The organism is Pseudomonas sp. JC1203 (assembly GCF_056175065.1).
The window spans coordinates 180,007-198,035 of the sequence record NZ_JBWCAM010000001.1; the positions used below are offsets into that span (position 1 = coordinate 180,007).

The following is an 18,029-nucleotide window of genomic DNA, read 5'->3' on the forward strand; positions in this document are numbered from 1 at the left end:
CCTGGACGCGGCCTGGCGGCCGCTGCTACGAGGAGGGGTTAAAACCTCAATTGCCATTGGCCGATGACCGCGTGGTTGCGGCTGTTGCTGCCGTATTCCCCGCTGTATCCCACGCCCAACGTCTGTCGTGCGGTTATCCCCACGTCCAGCCCGGCTTCGGCCAGCAAACTGTCGCGGTCCAGTGCCGTGCCCTGCACGCTGAACGCCGTGCCGCCGGACAGGAACGCTTGGCGCGTCTGGCTATCCACATCGCCATAGGTATGCCGCCAGCCCAGGCTGGCCCGGGGGGTGATGCTCATGCCGTTGGCAAGCGTGCCCAGGTGCGCCACGCGCACGCCGAAGGTACTGCTGAAGTTGTCCTGGGTTTGGGCGCTGACATCCAGCGCGGCGGCGCCGCCTTTTTCCTGGTAAGCGTCGCGGTGGTAGCGCTGGTAGCCCAGGTTGGCAAAGGGTTCGGCACTGAAGCGGCCGCTGCCCAGGCTGTAGCCCAGTTCGGCGAAGGCCTGCTGGCTGTCGGCGTTGTAGTCGCCCTTGGGGCTGTCGCTAAAGCCATCGAATGCCACGTTGCGGCGGCTGCGGCCATCGTGGTGGCTGTAGGCCGCGCCCAGGCGCAGCGCCAATGGGCCGTCCTGGCGCAGGGCGTAGGCACCCAGGTGCCAGCTGTCCACCGAACCATCGACGCCGCTGGTGTCCAGATCGGTCTTCGAATAGCCGCCCAGCACCCCCAGGCGCCACGCCGGGCTGGCAGCCCAGTCGGCGCCGATCACGCTGCCCTTGGTGCGCTGGGTGAGGGCGCTGGCGCCGTCCTTGCCGTCCAGCTTGCCGTAACTGCCCAGGCCTTGCAGCCATAGCCGGCCTTGGGCGTTGGGGTCGTTGAGGTTGCGGGCGCTGTCAGGTACGCCGTTGGCAGCCAGCGCCGGCGTGTCCTTGTCGTTGAGGCCCACCAGCAGGCCGGCATTGCCGCCCATCTGCTGCATGGCGGCCAGCATGGTGCTACCTACCTGGGCGCTGCCGCTCAGGGTGGCGGCGGCCAGGCTGGCGTTGCTGCTGGCCGCCAGTTGTTCGATAGTGCCTGAAGCCGTGCGCGTGGAAGTGTTGAGCAGGGCGTTGTACAGCGTGCTGTTCTGGTCCAGCCCGCCCAGGCTGCGCGCGGCGTTGGTGCCGTTGCCGGTAGTGGCGTAATCGCTGAAGGCAATGTCGTTGCGGTTGTAGTCCAGCCCGACCTGGGTGGCGCTGTAGCTCAGGGTCGGAGTCAGGAAAGCGTAGTCGCTGGTGACTTTGGCGAAGGTGCCTTCGATGGTGCCGGCCTCAAGCACCGTGTAATGGCTCTTCCAGGGGTAGTCGCCGCTGGACGGCACCACCTCAAGCGTGGCGCCGGTGAGCGTGGCGGTGCCGCCAACCTGCACGGGCGCGCTGCTGCCGTCGGCGTTTACGCCATAGGCCAGGGTAGCGCCGCTGCCGAAGGTCAGGTTGCCGGCAACGCTGGCGGTGCCCAGCGCGGTGCTGGTCTGCAGGGTGCCGTTCACCAGCAGGTTGCCGACGCTGCCGCCGCCTGCATAGGTGCCGCCGTTGTCTACGGTCAGGGTGCCGGCAATGCTGCCCTGGTTGACCAGCGTGGCGCCTGTGGATATCTCGCCGCCGTCACTGAAATCGCCCGTGCCAGTGAGGGTCCAGGTGCCCTGATTCACTTGCAGCCACTCGAAATTGCGGCTGGCGCCGAAGCTGCCGCCATTGGCATCGTCCATCACCAGCCGGTCGTAGCCGCTGCCACCATCTACTATGCCTTCGAAGCGGCTACCGCCGAGCAGGGTGAGGGTGTCATTGCCGCCGCCTAGGTCCAGGGCCAGGCCGTTGCTGCCGCTGATCAGGCCGGCGTTGGTGACCTTGTCGTCGAAATCCCCCACCAGCTGGATGCCGAAGCCGTCCAGGCCGCGGATTGTGCCTTGGTTGATCAGGGTCAGGGCACCCGCGCCTGAACCGCCGCTGCCGTCATCCACCAGGATGCCGTTGTTGGCACCGCTGATCAGCGCGCCGCTGGCGTTGTAGATGTAGCCGCCGCCCATGGCAATACCTTCGCTGCCGTTGGCGAAGCCGTTCTTGTCCACACCCCCGGCGCCCGTACCCTGGATGGTGCCGTGGTTTTCCACATGGCCGATACCATCGATATCCACACCGTCGCCATCACCATTGGCCTTCAAGCCCGAGTAGGCGCCGGTGATGGTGCCGAAGTTATACACAGTGCCGTCGCCGTCCGAGCCGAACCCCGAGCCGTTGCGGCCGGTGAGGTCGCCATAGTTATAAAGCGTGGCGCCCAGGTCAGTGGTGATGCCGTGCCGGCCACCGCTGATGATGCCGTAGTTATACACAGTCACACCGGTTGCGGAGTCGATGTCCACGCCGTCGTATTTCTGGTCGTCAGTCAGCGAGTCGCCTGTGGATATCTCGCCGTAGTTGATGATTGTCGCATTGCCGCCGGTCTTTATGCCGTCGCTGGCATCACCGCGAATCAAGCCGCCTTCGCGGTTGATGACGGTAGTAGTGGTGCCGGCGCTGCGCAGGCTGTCCAGGTCGATGCCCTGGCCGGTGCTGGAGCGGATGGTGCCGCTGTTGTCGATCAGCACGCTGCCGGTGGGGAAATTGCTATTGATGCGCAGGGCGTCGTCGTAGCCCTGAATCAGGCCGCCGGCACGATTGGTAAAGCTGTAGATGCGCTCGGCCGTCTCGCTGCCGCTGCTGTCGATGGCGCGGCCGCCGGTGGAAATGATGCTGCCGGCGTTATCCACAACCACGCCGCTGCCCGAGGTCGGGTCCTTGAGGCTCACCGCCTTGCCGCTGGTGGTGATGCTGCCAGCGCTCGTCACGGTCAGGGTCTTTTCCCCGTTCAGCGTCTGCGAGTCGGTGGTAGGAGTGCTAATTACCGTGGCGTTGGCTTGGGTTATGCCCAGGCTCAGGAGGGACAAAGCACAAGCCAGGCGAGAGTAGTGCGACGGCATGACGGACGGCCTTTTTTGTAAGGTTGAGGCCGTCCTATATAGCGGGTGGTGTTTACAATTATATTTATCGGTACAAATTGAAATATTTCGGGTTATTTATCCAGCGGCAATTGGTCCAGTATCAGTTTCTGGATCGCTGTGCACGACATCTGCGACTTGCCAATCTCACGCATACCTTCTTCCTGCAGGTAGCTGAATTTGACAAATAGCAGGTTGCCCTGTTGTTTGTTGCTGGTCTTGGCCTTGAGTAAGTCAGCAATGAAGCGCGCTATTTTCTCTGCCTTGGAGCCTTTGTAATCGCCCCATACTTTCATGCCGAAATTGAAGATATCCATCGCTACCAGATTGAGTGGAAATACCCCATCGAAGCGCTTCTTGGGTTCAAACAGCGAAATGCCCATGTATAGCTTGGGCAATTCCTTGATCTCGCTGGCGATACTTTGCTTGGCCGAGCGCTCCAGCAATTCGACTATCTGCAGGGCTGTGCCGATGATAGCCAAGGGTTTCACTCCAGGCCCGGACTCGGAAAACAGATAACGATTTTTACTATCCGGCAGGGCTTTCGTCATCTCGCCATGGTCGGTGATCACGCTGTGGTATTTGCCCAGTTTCAATTCTGGCGCGGGGGCGCGCCACCAGTTGGCGGTTTCTACGTGGTTGGTCATGTTGATTTCCCTTTCTTGAGTAAACGGGCCCGCCACGGGTGTGGCGGGCTGTGGTGCGAATACTCGACGAACTGTGAACAGAAAGGGCGCTCGGCAAAATTTGGAATTCATTCCGCCAAGGGATAGCGGGTGCCGGCGGCAGGATTAACCCGCGCGCAGCTCGCTCAAGCTTTTGAGCTGGCCGTTGGCACCCTGGTTGGTATCAGCCAGCCAGGCATCGAACGCGGCATGCACCGCTGGCCACTGGCCGTCGGTAATCGAATACCAGGCCGTGTCGCGGTTGCAGCCCTTGACGATCATGTGCTGCCAGAACACCCCTTCGAAAGTGAAGCCCAGGCGCTCGGCGGCCTGCTTGGAGCGGGCGTTGGCGTTGTTGCACTTCCACTCCAGGCGGCGGTTGCCCAGGGCGAACGCCAGCTTGGCCAGCAGGTACACCGCCTCGGTACTTTTCGGTGTGCGCTGCATGGGCGCGCCAAAGGCCACGTGGCCGATCTCGATACGGCCATGTTCCGGCACGATGGACATCAGGCTGAGAATGCCCTCGGCCTCGCCGCTGGCACTGTCGATCACCGTGTAGAACAACGGGTCGCTGCTGGCCGCCTGGCCTTTCAACCAGGCATCGAACAGCCCCCGCTCGGTGAAGGGGCCGTAGGGCAGGTAGTCCCACAGTCTTGGGTCGGGCCCCTGCAGCGCGGCCCACAGTTGTTCGCCGTGGTGGGCAACGTCGAGTTTTTCCAGGCGCACGAACCGGCCTTGCAAGGTGGAGCCACTGGGTTCGACGGCGGGTTGCCAGTCGACAACGGGGTTGGACATGGTCAATTCCTACAGTGCTTTGCGAAATTGGATAAAGCCCGGGCGCTCGGCAATGCGCTCGTACAGCTGGATGGCCGTGGCATTGGTTTCGTGGGTCAGCCAGTGCACCTTGGCACAGCCAGCCGCGGCGGCGGTGGCGTAGACATGCTCGATCAGCTTGCGCCCTATGCCCAGCCCGCGCGCCTGTTCACTGACGAACAGGTCCTGCAGGTAGCAGGAGTTCTCGATCGACCAGTTGGAACGATGGTAGATGAAGTTGACCATGCCAATGACGCGCCCGTCTTTCCATGCCAGCGCGGCGTTAGTGGTTTCGGCCGGGTCCAGCAGGCGCGCCCAGGTGCTGTCGGTGACCTGCTGCGCCAGCTCGGTTTCGTAGAAACGCAGGTAGCCTTGCCACAGGGGCAACCAGTGTTCCTTGTCAGCAGCGGTTACCGGACGAATTTCAACGGATGACATGGTGGCTCCTTATTCACTCATGAGCTGGGCAACGGCGTTGTCCAGGGGGTCGATGCTGGCCGCAAGGCCCCGGCGTACGCCGGCGATGTCCTCGGCGCTGCGGTTCTGGCTGAGCTTGCGCTTGCCTTCCAGGCGGCTGATGGGCAGCTCGAAGCCGACGATGGCCTTGAGCATGCTGTGCAGGTAGTCGGCGGGCGCGTCATTCACGGCCCAGGGCTTGGCCTGGCCAGCTTCGTGGCGGTCGGTGAGCTGGCTGACCAGCGTGCGCAGGCGTTCGGCGTCGCTGAACACTTCGGCCGTGCCAGTGGCGTGCACCGCCAGGAAATTCCAGGTGGGCACCGCCTTGCCGTGCTCAGCCTTGCTTGGGTAGAAGCCGGGGCTCACATAGGCGTCGGCGCCGCTGAATACCACCAGGGCCTCACTGCCATTGGCCAGGTCGCGCCACTGCGGATTGGCCCGGGCCAAGTGGCCGCGCAGGGTGCCGAACGGGCCCGCAGTGCGGTCCAGCAGCAGCGGCACGTGGCTGGCCTGCAGGCCGCTTTCGCCGTGGCTGATGACAATTGCCAGGCGGCATTCTTCCATCTGCTGCTGCAGGCGCTCGATGTCCTGATCATGGAAAGCGGCGGGTAGGTACATGGCTCGAAATTCCTCGACGTATGTGCCTATCCTAGGCAGTGGATTGGACCTTTGTAAGATCCATTTCCTGTCATTTTCATAGGACCATTAGCGTGTCGATCACTTCCCCTGCCTTGCCATTCGACCCTGCTGGTATTCAATTGGATGCTAGCCGAGGCCTCAGCCGCGGGCTTTACCAGGCCCTGCGTGAAAGGGTGCTGGACCGCCGCCTGGCCAGTGGCACGCGCATGCCCGCCAGCCGTGACCTGGCCAATGCGTTGGGCATATCGCGCAACACGGTGGTGCGGGCCTACGACCAGTTGTATGCCGAAGGTTACCTGCAGGGCAGGGTGGGGGATGGCACCTACGTGGCAGCATTGGAACGCCCGGCAGAAAAACTATCCACAAAACTGTCCACAGGGTTATCCCGGGGTATATCCACAGGTTTATCCACAAAATCGCTTGAAAATACTGTTATTTCATCCAGTAAAGTTATCCACAGTGAGGCGCTCAAGCGGCTGGATGAACACCATTTGTCGCCCCTGCGCAGCGGCCCCCCAAGGGCATTCAGGGTCGGCGTACCGGCGTTCGATCTGTTCCCATTTGCCACTTGGGCCAAGCTTTACGCAGCTTTCTGGCGCGCGCCCGCCCCTGCGTTGCTGGGTTACGGCGACCCGGCAGGCGACCCCGGCCTGCGCAGCCTTATCGCCGCTTACCTGCGCAGTTCACGCGGTCTGAATTGCAGTGCTGAACAAATTCTGATCACCACCGGTGCACAGGAGGCCATAACACTTTGTGCACAGTTGCTGGTGGACGCTGGTGACACCGTTGCCATCGAGAATCCGGGGTACCGTGCGGCCGGCCATGCCTTCGCCAATGCCGGTGCGAAACTTGCGGGCGTAGCCGTGGATGAGGAAGGGTTGGTGTGCTCGGCGCTGGACGGTATTGAAGGCTGCCGCATGGTCTATGTCACTCCCGCGCACCAATACCCCACGGGCGTGACCCTCAGCCTGGCCAGGCGCCTGGCCCTGCTGGAGTGGGCCGAACGCACCCAGGGTTGGATCGTCGAGGACGACTACGACGGCGAGTACCGCTACAACGGCGCCCCGCTGGCACCCTTGGCCGCGCTGGACCGCAGCGGCCGCGTGCTTTACGTGGGCACCTTCGGCAAGGTGGCGTTCCCGGCGCTGCGCTTGGGCTACCTGGTGGTGCCGCAGCCATTGGTGGATGCGTTCGCACGCAAACGCGGGGTAGCGCTGCGGCATTCGGAAATCGGCACGCAGATGGTCATGGCCCGCTTCATCGCCGACGGCCACTTCCAGCGCCACATCCGCCGCATGCGCCGTGCCGCGCTGGCGCGCAGGAATGCGTTGCTCGACAACTGGCCCGTGGATATTCCCGGCATCGGCCCGCTGCCGGCCGTCTCGGCTGGCCTGCACCTGACCATTCCAGTGGATACGCTGGCGCGGGAGCAGGAGTTGGTGGCCCAGGCGGAAGCGGTGGGGGTGGAGGTGAACGCCTTGAGCCATTACTGGCTGGAAGATTCGAGCGGTCCTGTGGATAACCGGGCGGGGCTGGTGCTGGGGTTTGCGGCGGTGGATGAGGCGGCCACCGTGACCGCCCTATCCCGTTTACGCCAAGCCTGGGCCCCGTAGCAGCGGCCGTAGGCCGCGTCCCAGGCGCCGAGGTGTCGGCAGTCAATGCACGTCACGGCCGGACGCCGCCTGCGGCAGCTGCTACGGGGGATGGGCTCAAGTCCCCGACTTGATCTTGGTCCACGCCCGCGTCCGCGCCCGCTCCGCGTCATGGGGCAATGGCTTCAGCGTATACAGCTTGGCCATCATCTCGTCGGTGGGGTACAGGTTCGGGTTGGTGCGGATCGCTTCCGAGACCTTGGCCGTAGCGTCCTTGTTGGGGTTGGGGTAGCCGACAAAGTCGCTGATCGGCGCAATCACCTGGGGTTGCAGCAGGTAGTTGATGAACTTGTGCGCATCCTCGGGGTTGGCGGCGCCCTTGGGGATGGCCAGCATGTCGAACCAGATTGGCGCACCTTCCTTGGGCAGGCGCATGTCCACCACTACGCCATTCTTCGCCTCGCGGGCGCGGTTGGCGGCCTGCGAGAAGCTGCCCGAGTAGCCAACGGCCACGCAGATATCGCCATTGGCGATGTCAGCCATGTACTTGGACGAATGGAAGTAGGTGATGTACGGGCGGATCTTCATCATCAGCGCCTCGGCCTTCTTGTAGTCGGCCGGGTTGCTGGAGTTGGGGTCCAGGCCCAGGTGCTGCAAGGCGAGCGGCAGAATCTCCGAGGGCGAGTCGAGCATGGCTACGCCGCACTGCTTGAGCTTCTTGATGTTGTCCTCGTTGAACAGCAGGTCCCAGCTGTCCACCGGGGCATTGTCGCCCAGCACTTGCTTGACCTTGGCCGGGTTGAAGCCAATCAGGATGGTGCCGTACATGTAGGGCACGGCGTATTTGTTGCCCGGGTCATTGAGCTCCAGCAGCTTCATCAGCTTGGGGTCCAGGTGCTCGAAGTTGGACAGCTTGCTGCGGTCCAGCGGCTGGAACACGCCTGCCTCGATCTGCTTGGCGAGGAACACGTTGGACGGCACCACCACGTCATAGCCGGAGTTGCCGGTCAGCAGCTTGGCTTCCAGGGCCTCGTTGGTGTCGAAGATGTCGTACACCAGCTTGACGTTGTCGTCCTTCTGGAAGTCCACCAGCGTCTGCGGCGTGATGTAGTCGAACCAGTTGTACACCTTCAGCGTGCGTGGCTCGTCGGCGTGGGCCGCGCCGCAGGCCAGGGCCAGGGCGCACAGGGCTTGCTTGAACTTATGCATGTTGGCGTTCCTTGAGTGCGCTTTCGAAACCTTCCAGCACGTTCACGGCGTTGATGCCGATCTCTTCCACGGCATAGCCACCTTCCATCACGAACAGCGTCGGCTTGCCCAGGGCGGCGATGCGCTTGCCCATGTTCAGGTAGTCGGGGCTGTCCAGTTTGAACTGCGAAATGGGGTCATCCTTGAAGGTGTCGACGCCTAGCGACACGATGATCACGTCCGCCGTGTAGTCATCAATTCGCTGGCAGGAGGCGTCCAGGGCCGCGCCCCACACGTCCCAGGCGCTGCCGGCAGGCAACGGGTAGTTGATGTTGAACCCCTCGCCGGCGCCTTCGCCCACTTCATCGGCATAACCGAGGAAGAACGGGAATTCGAACTCCGGGTGGCCGTGGATGGACGCGAAGAACACATCGCTGCGCTCATAGAAGATGGCCTGGGTGCCGTTGCCGTGGTGGTAGTCGACGTCGAGTATTGCCACGCGCGGGTGGCCCTGGTCGATGAAGGCCTGGGCGGCAATGGCGGCGTTGTTCAGGTAGCAGTAGCCGCCCATCACGTCGCTGGCGGCGTGGTGCCCCGGTGGCCGGCACAGGGCGAAGGCGCTGTAGGCACCGGCCTGCATGGCGGCCTGGGCGGTCAGGGCCACTTGGGCTGCGCTGTAGGCGGCCTGCCAGGTGCCGGCGGTAATGGGCGCGCCGCCATCGAAGGAGTAGTAGCCCAGCTCGCCCAGCAAGGTGGTGGGCTTGATGGCGCGCAGGGTACGTGCCGGCCAGGTGAACGGCATGATGTCGTCCTCGCGGCCGGTAGCGACCCAGCGCTTCCAGGCGCCCTGGAAGAAGTCCAGGTAGGCGCCGTCGTGAATGCGCTCGATGGGCGCGCGGCCGAAATCCTTGGGTGCCTGCACCGGGCCCAGCTCACGGTCCTTGACCCGCTGCAGCACGTGGTCGGCGCGCGACGGCATCTCGAAGCAGGGCATCAGTTGCCCGTCGATCAGCTCGCAGCGGCCGTGGTGCAGGTGGTGGTCGTCCGAATAAATCGTCAGCATTTTGTTGTTCTCCGGTGGCTGAATCAGGGTTCCATTCTTGATGCGCCGGTGTTGAATCGGGAACGTCGGGAACGGCCAAAAGGGGATCGATATGGCCAAGCGTGTTGACCGGATTTCGCCCCCGTTTGACGCGCAGCGCACCAATCAGGCGCGGAAGTGGCTCGGCGCCACGCCGCTCCAGCGTACGAAGGCGTGGCGGAAGCTGGCGGTTTCGCTGAAACCCAGGGCTTCGGCGATGCGGTAGATGGGGATGTGCTCGTCGGCCAGCATGTGTTTGGCGCGCTCGAAACGCAGCTGGTCGAGCAAATCCTGGTAGCTGCTGCCTACCTCGCTGAGGTGGCGGCGCAACGTGCGTGCCGAACACTTCATCTGCCGTGCCAGCCCCTCCAGCCCCGGTGCGTCGGCCAGCTGGGCTTCCAGCAGTTGGCGGATGCGCCCCAGCCAGGCCTGACGGCCGGTGAACTCCAGGTTCTGCAGGCGGCAGCGCTCGGCCATGGCCCGGTGGGTGACAGGGTCGGCCAGGGGCAGGGGCTGGTCCAGCCAGCGTTGGTGGAACGCGAAGGCGTGGTCGCAGGCGTTGAAGTGCACAGGGCAATCGAAGGTCACGGCATAGTTGTCACGGTAGCCGGGGGCGCCGTGGGCAAAGCGGGCGCCCAGCAGCGGCAGGGAGTGGCCCAGCAGGTCATCGCAGATCACCTTCAGCGAGGTCATGCACAGCTCGGCATTGAAAACCGCGAGGGCGGGGCTGTCGGTGTATTGGCTGGCGCTGAACCACACGCGCTCGCCGTCGACCTTCAACTGCAAATGGAAAAGTGTTCCCAGCAGTGCCGGGTATTGCAGCGCCAGCTGCAGGGCGTCACCGAAAGTGGCACTCGACAGCAGGGCATAGCCAAGCATGCCATAGGCAGAAACGTGCATGCGCCGCCCCAGTTCCAGGCCTATTTCCTGGCGCAGCGCCACGGCGTTGGCGCATACCTGCATTTCCTGGCTGGTGGTGATGCGTGGGTCGGCGCGGCTCAGGTCGGCGGGGCTTATGCCGCTGCCGGCCAGCAGCGCTTCGCTGGTCAAGCCTTCGGATTTGAAGGTGTTGAGCACCAGCGAGACGGCGTTGAGGGTGGTGAGGTGGGAATGGAGCATGCTCGATATCCGACGGGAACCTGGCGGATACCGAGCAAGGAGCGTGCCTTACGCCAGTTCACCACACAGGTCGAGTTCCACCAGGCGGCGCACCTCGGCCACCGGCAGGCCAGCGCCCAGCAGCGCGTGCAGCTTGCCGAACGCCGCTTCGCGGGTCATGCCGCCACCGGCCAGCACGCCGGCGGTGCGCAGGCCGCTGCCGGCCTCGTAGACGTCGAATTCCACGCCGCCTTCATGGCACTGGGTCACGGCCACGATGACCGCGCCGTTGGCCTGGGCGGCCTGCAGCGCGGCAATGAAACCTGCGTTGTCGCACGGGCCGGTGCCGCTGCCGTAGCACTCCAGCACCACGCCCTGCACGCCGCTGGCCAGCACCGCGTTCAGCGGTTCGGCGCCGAAGCCGGGGAACAGTGGCAGCACCGCTACCTTGGCCAGGGCCTTGGGCTGGTTGTAGCCCAGCGCTGCTGGCAGTTGCCCGGCCGCGGCCACGCCACCACGGCGCTTGAGGGCGGCGAAGGGGTTGCGGCCAAAGCTGCGGACCTTCGCGCAGCGGGTCGGCGCCAGCAGTTCGCCGTGGAAGTACAGCTGCACGCCGGCTGGCAGGCCTTGGCCCAGGGCCAGCAGGGCGCCGTTGATGTTTTCCCAGGCATCGCTGTCAGGCACGCCGGCGGGCAGCATGGAGCCGGTAAACACCACCGGCGCCGGCAGGCCCAGCAGCTGGAAGCTCATGGCCGCCGCGCTGTAGGCCAGGGTGTCGGTGCCATGCAGCACCAGCACGGCGTCGCAACCGTCCACCTCAACTGCCTGCACCACGGCTTCGCGCAGGCGCTGCCAGTAGTCGGGGGTCATGTTGGCGCTGTCGATCAGCGGCAGCAGCTCGCGGAAACGCCAGGCCGGGATGGCCAGTTCGGGGTGCCCGGCCAGTTGCTCGCGCAGGCGCTGCTCGAAGCCCGAGGCAGGCGCCAGGCCGTTGGCCGTGGCCTGCATGCCGATGGTGCCACCGGTGTAGAGCACCATCACTTGGCGGGCGGGTACTGCGTGGGGCGAATTCATTTGCCCGGTCTCCTAGCGAATAAGGCTGTGGTCGAGCATGGCTTCGGCCACCAGCTGGGTGACATCGACCAGTTGCTTGTCGGTGTCGATATCGGCAATCAAGGGCAGCTCGGTGCACGCCAGCAATACCGTGTCCGCCTCGATGCTGTCCAGCAGCCGGGCGAAACGCGGTCGCAGCTCCGGGTGCCTGGGCCCCAGTGCCTTGATGTCATAGATCAGTTGATGCAAGGCCTGGGCCTGCACGGGCTCGAACGTTACATGCTGGCGCAGCGAGCGGTACGGCGACCACTCGCCCAGCTCGGCCACCGGGCGCGCGCCCAGCAGGCACACGCGGGTCAGGCCGCGGCTGCGCAAATAGTGTTCAAGTACGTCACAGAACGAAACGAACACACTACGCAGGTTCAGCTCGCGAATGCGTTCGGCAAACAGGTTCAAGGTGTTGCAGGCAATGGCGAAGGCAGCGACGGTGCCGTCCAGGGCGAGGACGTCCTGGCGCAGGGCGTTCCACACTTGCTGTTCGGTCTTCTGCAGTTCCATGGACAACCCCAGCTCGGGGTCGGAGATGATCGATACCGCGGGGGCATCGAGGTCGCCGCGAAACGCCTGGCCAAGGCGGCGACGGTTTTCTTCCAGCAGCTTGGCCCACATGTCCATCCCGGCTTCTGGCCCCGAGCCGGTGATGATCCCCAGCCTGGGCCGGGCGACATAGTCGCCCGGGGCCAGGTGGGTGGGCATGAATGCCCCGGCCATTTAGCGTTGTGCCTGGGCCAGGTTCACAGCCTTGTCGGCTTCGGTGCCGGCAGTCGGGGCTGGCCACGACTTGGCGTCGATGTCCAGGTCCGGGAACTGGCTGGCGTCGAACACCGGGGTCTTGATGCCGGCCTTGCGCTGGGCATCGTAGTCGGCCAGCAGGCGCAGGCCGATGTTGAACAACATGGCCAGGGCGATCAGGTTGACGAAGGCCAGCATGGTCATGGTGATGTCGGCGAAGGCGAACACGGTGCTCAGGTCTTCGACCGCGCCCCATACGATCAGCGCCAGTACCAGTGCGCGGTAGCCGATCAGCGCCTTGCGGTTTTCACCGACCAGGAAGCGCAGGCTGTTCTCGCCCAGGTAGTAGTTGTAGAGGATCGAGGTAAACACGAACAGTGCCAGTGCCACGCTGATGAACATGCGGCCCCAGTCGCCAACCACGGCGGCCAGCGAGTTCTGGGTCAGGGCAATGCCGTCACCTTCGAAGCCCGGGGTGTAGAAGCCCGACAGCAGGATCAGCAGGGCGGTGCAGGTGCAGATCACGAAGGTGTCCAGGAACACGCTGAACGCCTGGACCACGCCTTGGGCAACCGGGTGCTCGACCTGGGCCACGGCGGCCACGTTCGGGGCGCTGCCCAGGCCGGCTTCGTTGGCGAACACGCCGCGCTTCACACCCATCACAATGGCGCTGCCCACCAAGCCACCAAAGGCCTGGTCAAGGCCGAAGGCGCTCTTGACGATGGTTTCCAGCATGGCAGGCACGTGTTCGAATTGCAGGCCGATCACGTACAGGGTAACGCCGATGTACACCAGGGTCTTCACCGGTACCAGCAGGTCGGCCACCTTGGCGATACGCTTGATGCCACCCACGAACACCAGGCCCAGCAGCACGGCCAGGGCGATGCCGGTCTTGTGCACATCCAGGCCAAAGGCGTTGTTCAGCGAGTGAGTCACGGCGTGCGATTGCAGGCCGTTGAAGGCGAAGCCGAAGGTCACCAGCAGCAGGATGGCCATCAGCATGCCGATCTTGCGCTTGCCCAGGCCGTGCTGGATGTAATACGAAGGGCCGCCGCGGAACTGGCCCTCGGAGTCACAGCGTTTGTACAGCTGCCCCAGGGTGCACTCGAAGAAGCTGCTGGACATGCCCACCAGCGCGGTGACCCACATCCAGAACACGGCGCCAGGGCCACCCAGGGTCACGGCAATGCCGACGCCTGCGATGTTGCCCGCGCCCACGCGGCCAGCCAGGCTGAGCATCAGCGCCTGGAACGAGCTCAGCTGGTCCGAGCTGCTCTTGAGGCTGTCACGGAACACCGCGAACATGTGGAAGAAGTGTCGAAGCTGGACGAAACGCGAGCGGATCGTGAAATAGCTGCCGAGGCCGACAATAAGCACGATCAGTACTTTGCCCGAGAGGAAGTCGTTGATGACTTCAAGCATGGAGTAATCCTCGCTGTTTTTTTTTTGATGGCGAATTTGACTGGTCCGGGTGCAACACGCCGCACCCAGTTACCGGGGCGCAAATGGTTGGCGATTGACCCGTGCGGAGCAATTTCGCGGGTTGATGGAAAATGACGCTACTTGATGCTACCTTCGCGCTCCTTGGCGCCATATTGACGAGCTGCACATGCGTGAATACCTCCCGGCGAACCTGCAGTTGCTGTGTCGGCACTATCCGTCCATTGCCGAGGTATGCCGGCGGCTGGACATCAACCGCGCGCAGTTCAACAAATACCTCAGTGGCCAGAGCTTGCCGACGCCCTACAACCTCAAGCGCATCTGCGACTTTTTCGGGGTCGAGGAATACGAGATCGGCCTGCCGGCCGAGCAGTTCACGCGTCTGATCGGCGTGCGTCACCGCCACACCGTGGAACAGCCGGAAATGACCGGGCCGCAACGGGCCCTGGAGCATCTGCGCCAGCGTTCATCCCCGGACCTGGCCGCCCACGTGGGCTATTACTACGAGTACTACCACTCGATGTCGGTTCCGGGGCACATCCTGTGCTCGCTGGTACACGTGCACGAAGAGGGCGGGCACTATACCTATGAGCGCAGCGAACGTCTGCAAACGCCGGGTATCAAGGGTGAGGAATATGAGCGCTACCGCTACCTGGGGGTGGCCTATAGCCTGCAAAACCGCCTGTTCTTCGTTGATTACGAATCGCTGACTTCAAATGAAATCTGCCAGACGGTGCTCATCCCCAGCTACAAGGCGCGCATCAAGCGCCTCAACGGCCTGAAGATCGGCGTGTCCTCCGCCGACCATCGTGCCCCGGCCTGCACCCGGGTGGTGTGGGAATTCTTGGGCAAGGACATCAACCGCGTCGACGCCTACCGGCGCGTGCGCCTGTACAAGCCCGACGACCCCGAGATCGACAGCGACCTGCGCGAGCGCCTGGCGCAGACGCAGGTGGTGGATGGGTTGTTCCAGATCGGGTGAGCATGCCCCCGTAGCAGCTGCCGAAGGCTGCGTCCGGCGGCAGTCCTGTGTTGCTCCGGGACGCGGTCTGGGGCCGCTGCTACAGCAGCGGTGTGCGCAGGATTTCGCGTAGCCGCTGCCGCCAGGCTGCGCTGGCCCCTGAGTGCACTGGAGATCTCCAGCGAGGGTGAAGGCCTGCGCAGCCTGCGGCAGCGGCTACAGGCTGCGTCTGGCGGCAGTCCTGTGTTGCTGCGGGACGCGGCCTGGGGCCGCTGCTACAGATGGGTTGTGCGCAGGATTTCGCGTAGCCGCTGCCGCCAGGCTGCGTTGGCCCCTGAGTGCACTGGAGATCTCCAGCGAGGGTGAAGGACTGCGCAGCCTGCGGCAGCGGCTACAGAGACACGTAGCAGCTGCCGAAGGCTGCGTCCGGCGGCAGCCCTGCGTCGCTCCGGGACGCGGCCTGGGGCCGCTGCTACAGCAGCGGTGTGCGCAGAGTTTCGCGTAGCCGCTGCCGCCAGGCTGCGCTGGCCCCTGAGTGCACTGGAGATCTTCAGCGAGGTGAAGGCCTGCGTAGCCTGCGGCAGCGGCTACAGCGACGACCGCAGTAATCTCCGCGAAGTCAGTTGCTGCTACAGAGGGCTTCCGCTGGCTGCTCTACATTAAAAGTAATACCCAATGTTCACGTTGGTCCGGTAGTACCACTGGTTGCTCCCGCTCGACGACGTGCTGGTCCACCCCGTGCCGTTCTCCGCACCCCCGAACGGGTTGGCGTTCTTCGCCCAGGTGAAGTCCACCCACGCCATGATCGGCATGGCGATGAACTGCGCGCCCACGGTGAACATCTGCGAGTCGTCCCAGCCGCTCTTGTCTTTCATCATGCGGCTGTAGTCGTTGTACAGCTTGATCTTCTTCAACTGCCCCAGGCGCGGGGTGTAGATGTCGTAGCCGACGTTGAGCGAGGCGAGGGTGGCCTTGGCCGCGATCAGGTAGGCGGGGGTCAGGCCGTTGCCGCCCATCAGTACCGAGTCATTGCTGACGCCGGTGGGGTTTTTCGGATCGTATTCGTAGCGGATGCCCTGGCCGGTCACGGTCCATGGGCCGGTGTTGAAGATGGCATGTACACCTGCGGCCCAGTAGCTGCCGTTGTCGTCGGTGGTGGCGTTGTACAGCTGCGAGGCGGCCAGCGAGGCGCCGATTTCGGTGCTCCAGTCGCTGCCGCGGAAGGTGCGTGCCACGCGGGCGTTGACCTGGTTGCGCTTCTCGTTGTCCTGGCGCGACTGGGTGATGGCCACCGCGTTGTCTTTCAGGTCGGCATAGCGGCCGATCTCCGGCGAATAGCGGATATCGGAAGGCAACATGCGTGGGAAGTAACCCAGTTGCAGGTCCCAGTCCCTGTCCTTGTAGCTGTACTTCAGGCCGGTGCCAGCGCTTACGCCGTAACCCATGAAGAAGGGGATATGGTAGCTCCAGCCAAACTGTGGATAAGGCTCCAGGCCGAAGGGCTTGAACGGTGCGCCCACCTGCAGGTTGGCGGCAGGAGTGAACTTGTAGCCGACGAAACCGTGGTCCACCGAATGCTTGCCGTCATCCTGGAACCAGTAGCCCACGTCGCCATACGCCTGCTTATAAGTGGCCTTCACGTCGAGGCGGAACGTGTCGAACAGGAAGCGCCCGTTGTTCTCGGTGGTTTTCCAGTGCTCGTCACGGTAGTTGGTGCGCAGCGCACCGCCAATGTCCAGGCTGCTGTCGCCGTCATCACTGCGCCAGGCAATATGCGGAAACGGTTTCTTTACATCACTGGGTACATCGGGTGCCGCTGGGCCGGGCTCGGCGGCAAATACGGCGCAGCTAGTGACAATCAAACCCAGGCCAATCACAGACTTTTTCATTGCTATCCCCAACCCTGCAAAGTTGCTGCGGTTACAAAACGATGGGCAACACTTTCCTGCGGCTTCAATCAGCGAGCGGTGGTGTTGAATCATTGAATGACGGGGTTCACTGTTTTAGGGGTGGAACGCTGTGTTATGTGTGAACCCATGGTAGATTTAGCAGGAACTGTGCCAGGGTTAGATAGTGAATTATTTAAATAAAAGCAATTAAATTCAATGCTTTATATATAAAACACGCCTTTTTGTGCCGCCCCTGAAACATACTGTTTTTGCGGTAACAGGCGTGTGCTTCCTTAGTGCACGTACACCTCAATATGGGGCGACAAGAGCAAGTTCGCATAAAAAAGCCGGCGTATTCGCCGGCTTCTTGAAGTTATATATCCAGTACCAATCGTCGGCTCTTGCAACCCGATACACACACCATCATCGACTTGTTCGCCGCACGCTCGGCCTTGGTCAATACACCATCGCGGTGATCGATATCGCCCTCCACCACTTTTGTTTCACACGAACCACAGACACCCTCGCGGCAGCTGTAATCAACATCGCAGCCGGCTTCCAGCAATACATCCAGCAAGTTCAGCCCAGGCTCTACATTCACTGTCTTTCCGGACTTGCGCAACTCCACGCTGTAGCTGCATTGCGCTTCTTCACTGGGCGGCAGTTCGGCTGCCGTGAAGCGTTCGATATGTGCATGTGGATAACCCAGGCTTTCGCAGGTGCTTTCAAAAGCATCCAGCATCGGCGTCGGCCCGCAGCAATAGAAGTGGGTGTCCGCTGGCTGGCCTGCCAGGTAATGCGCCAGGTCCGGCGGCACACCTTTTTCATCGTTGAAGTGGTAGACCACCTTGGCATCCAGGCCAACCAGCGACTCGATCAGCGCCGCCTCCTTGCGGGAGCGCGTGCAATAGATCAACTGCGCCGACTTACCCAGTGCCAGCAGTTGGCGGAACATGCAGTAGATCGGCGTAATGCCGATGCCGCCGGCCACCAGCACGCTGTGCCTGGCGTTCACCTCCAGGGCGAAGTTGTTGCGCGGCTGGGAAATCTGCAACTGCATGCCTACGCGCAATTGCGCGTGCACGTATTCCGAGCCGCCACGGCTTTTACGGTCGCGCAAAATGCCGACCACATACCGGCCCTGGTCGCTTGGCGAGTTCAGCAGCGAATAACTGCGCACCAGGCCGTTGGGCAAATGCAGGTCAATGTGCGAACCGGCATCGAATGGCGCGAACACGGTGTCGCCCCACGGGCGCAGTTCGACGCTGATGATGCCTTCGGCTTCGTAGCGCAGGGTGTGCACCAGCGCGGTAATGGTGTTGTTGACGGACATGGTTCGGCTCCCGGCGCT

General features: G+C 63.2%; 15 protein-coding genes. 2 read left to right on the forward strand and 13 right to left on the reverse strand.

Going from position 1 to position 18,029, the window contains the following annotated elements; translation table 11 throughout:
* Window positions 1-38: 38 nt before the first annotated feature.
* The 5 genes from AC0SZ7_RS00870 to AC0SZ7_RS00890 all read right to left on the reverse strand — a co-directional run bounded on the left by AC0SZ7_RS00870 (window position 39) and on the right by AC0SZ7_RS00890 (window position 5,563).
* Window positions 39-2,993 carry an autotransporter outer membrane beta-barrel domain-containing protein gene (locus AC0SZ7_RS00870; RefSeq protein ID WP_475502555.1) on the reverse strand — a complete coding sequence of 985 codons (2,955 nt, stop codon included), beginning with the start codon at window positions 2,991-2,993 and terminating at the stop codon, window positions 39-41.
* A gap of 92 nt (window positions 2,994-3,085) precedes the next feature.
* Window positions 3,086-3,658, reverse strand: coding sequence for a hypothetical protein (locus AC0SZ7_RS00875; protein WP_475502556.1), 573 nt, complete (start codon window positions 3,656-3,658; stop codon window positions 3,086-3,088).
* Window positions 3,659-3,802: 144 nt separating this feature from the next.
* On the reverse strand, window positions 3,803-4,471 hold the full coding sequence (locus tag AC0SZ7_RS00880; protein ID WP_475502557.1) for a GNAT family N-acetyltransferase: 669 nt from the start codon (window positions 4,469-4,471) through the stop codon (window positions 3,803-3,805).
* A gap of 9 nt (window positions 4,472-4,480) precedes the next feature.
* Complete coding sequence (locus AC0SZ7_RS00885; protein WP_475502558.1) at window positions 4,481-4,927, reverse strand: N-acetyltransferase family protein; 447 nt, start codon at window positions 4,925-4,927, stop codon at window positions 4,481-4,483.
* Between the two features lie 9 nt (window positions 4,928-4,936).
* Window positions 4,937-5,563 carry an FMN-binding negative transcriptional regulator gene (locus AC0SZ7_RS00890; RefSeq protein WP_475502559.1) on the reverse strand — a complete coding sequence of 209 codons (627 nt, stop codon included), beginning with the start codon at window positions 5,561-5,563 and terminating at the stop codon, window positions 4,937-4,939.
* 98 nt (window positions 5,564-5,661) lie between these two features.
* Here AC0SZ7_RS00890 and pdxR point away from each other — a divergent pair, with 98 nt between their 5' ends.
* Window positions 5,662-7,197 (forward strand): MocR-like pyridoxine biosynthesis transcription factor PdxR, encoded by a 1,536-nt coding sequence (gene pdxR, locus AC0SZ7_RS00895; RefSeq protein WP_475502965.1) that lies wholly within the window; start codon window positions 5,662-5,664, stop codon window positions 7,195-7,197.
* Window positions 7,198-7,293: 96 nt separating this feature from the next.
* Here the strand turns inward: pdxR and AC0SZ7_RS00900 are convergent, their stop codons facing one another.
* The 6 genes from AC0SZ7_RS00900 to AC0SZ7_RS00925 form a co-directional block, all read right to left on the reverse strand.
* Window positions 7,294-8,385 (reverse strand): polyamine ABC transporter substrate-binding protein, encoded by a 1,092-nt coding sequence (locus tag AC0SZ7_RS00900; protein WP_475502560.1) that lies wholly within the window; start codon window positions 8,383-8,385, stop codon window positions 7,294-7,296.
* Window positions 8,378-9,427, reverse strand: coding sequence for a histone deacetylase family protein (locus tag AC0SZ7_RS00905; RefSeq protein WP_475502561.1), 1,050 nt, complete (start codon window positions 9,425-9,427; stop codon window positions 8,378-8,380). Before AC0SZ7_RS00905 ends, AC0SZ7_RS00900 begins: the two co-directional genes overlap by 8 nt.
* Before the next feature lie 144 nt (window positions 9,428-9,571).
* Complete coding sequence (locus tag AC0SZ7_RS00910) at window positions 9,572-10,564, reverse strand: AraC family transcriptional regulator (protein WP_475502562.1); 993 nt, start codon at window positions 10,562-10,564, stop codon at window positions 9,572-9,574.
* 48 nt (window positions 10,565-10,612) lie between these two features.
* Window positions 10,613-11,617, reverse strand: a complete 1,005-nt coding sequence (locus tag AC0SZ7_RS00915) for an asparaginase (protein WP_475502563.1) — start codon at window positions 11,615-11,617, stop codon at window positions 10,613-10,615.
* A gap of 12 nt (window positions 11,618-11,629) precedes the next feature.
* Window positions 11,630-12,352, reverse strand: a complete 723-nt coding sequence (locus AC0SZ7_RS00920; protein WP_475502564.1) for an aspartate/glutamate racemase family protein — start codon at window positions 12,350-12,352, stop codon at window positions 11,630-11,632.
* 15 nt (window positions 12,353-12,367) lie between these two features.
* The gene (locus AC0SZ7_RS00925) at window positions 12,368-13,810 is read right to left on the reverse strand and encodes an alanine/glycine:cation symporter family protein (RefSeq protein WP_475502565.1); all 1,443 of its coding nucleotides are present in this window, start codon (window positions 13,808-13,810) and stop codon (window positions 12,368-12,370) included.
* 187 nt (window positions 13,811-13,997) lie between these two features.
* Here AC0SZ7_RS00925 and AC0SZ7_RS00930 point away from each other — a divergent pair, with 187 nt between their 5' ends.
* Window positions 13,998-14,810: a helix-turn-helix domain-containing protein gene (locus tag AC0SZ7_RS00930; RefSeq protein WP_475502566.1), complete on the forward strand. Its 813-nt coding sequence runs from the start codon at window positions 13,998-14,000 to the stop codon at window positions 14,808-14,810.
* Between the two features lie 638 nt (window positions 14,811-15,448).
* Here the strand turns inward: AC0SZ7_RS00930 and AC0SZ7_RS00935 are convergent.
* Window positions 15,449-16,678 (reverse strand): hypothetical protein, encoded by a 1,230-nt coding sequence (locus tag AC0SZ7_RS00935; protein ID WP_475502567.1) that lies wholly within the window; start codon window positions 16,676-16,678, stop codon window positions 15,449-15,451.
* Between the two features lie 373 nt (window positions 16,679-17,051).
* Complete coding sequence (locus AC0SZ7_RS00940) at window positions 17,052-18,011, reverse strand: PDR/VanB family oxidoreductase (protein WP_475502568.1); 960 nt, start codon at window positions 18,009-18,011, stop codon at window positions 17,052-17,054.
* Window positions 18,012-18,029 lie beyond the last annotated feature (18 nt).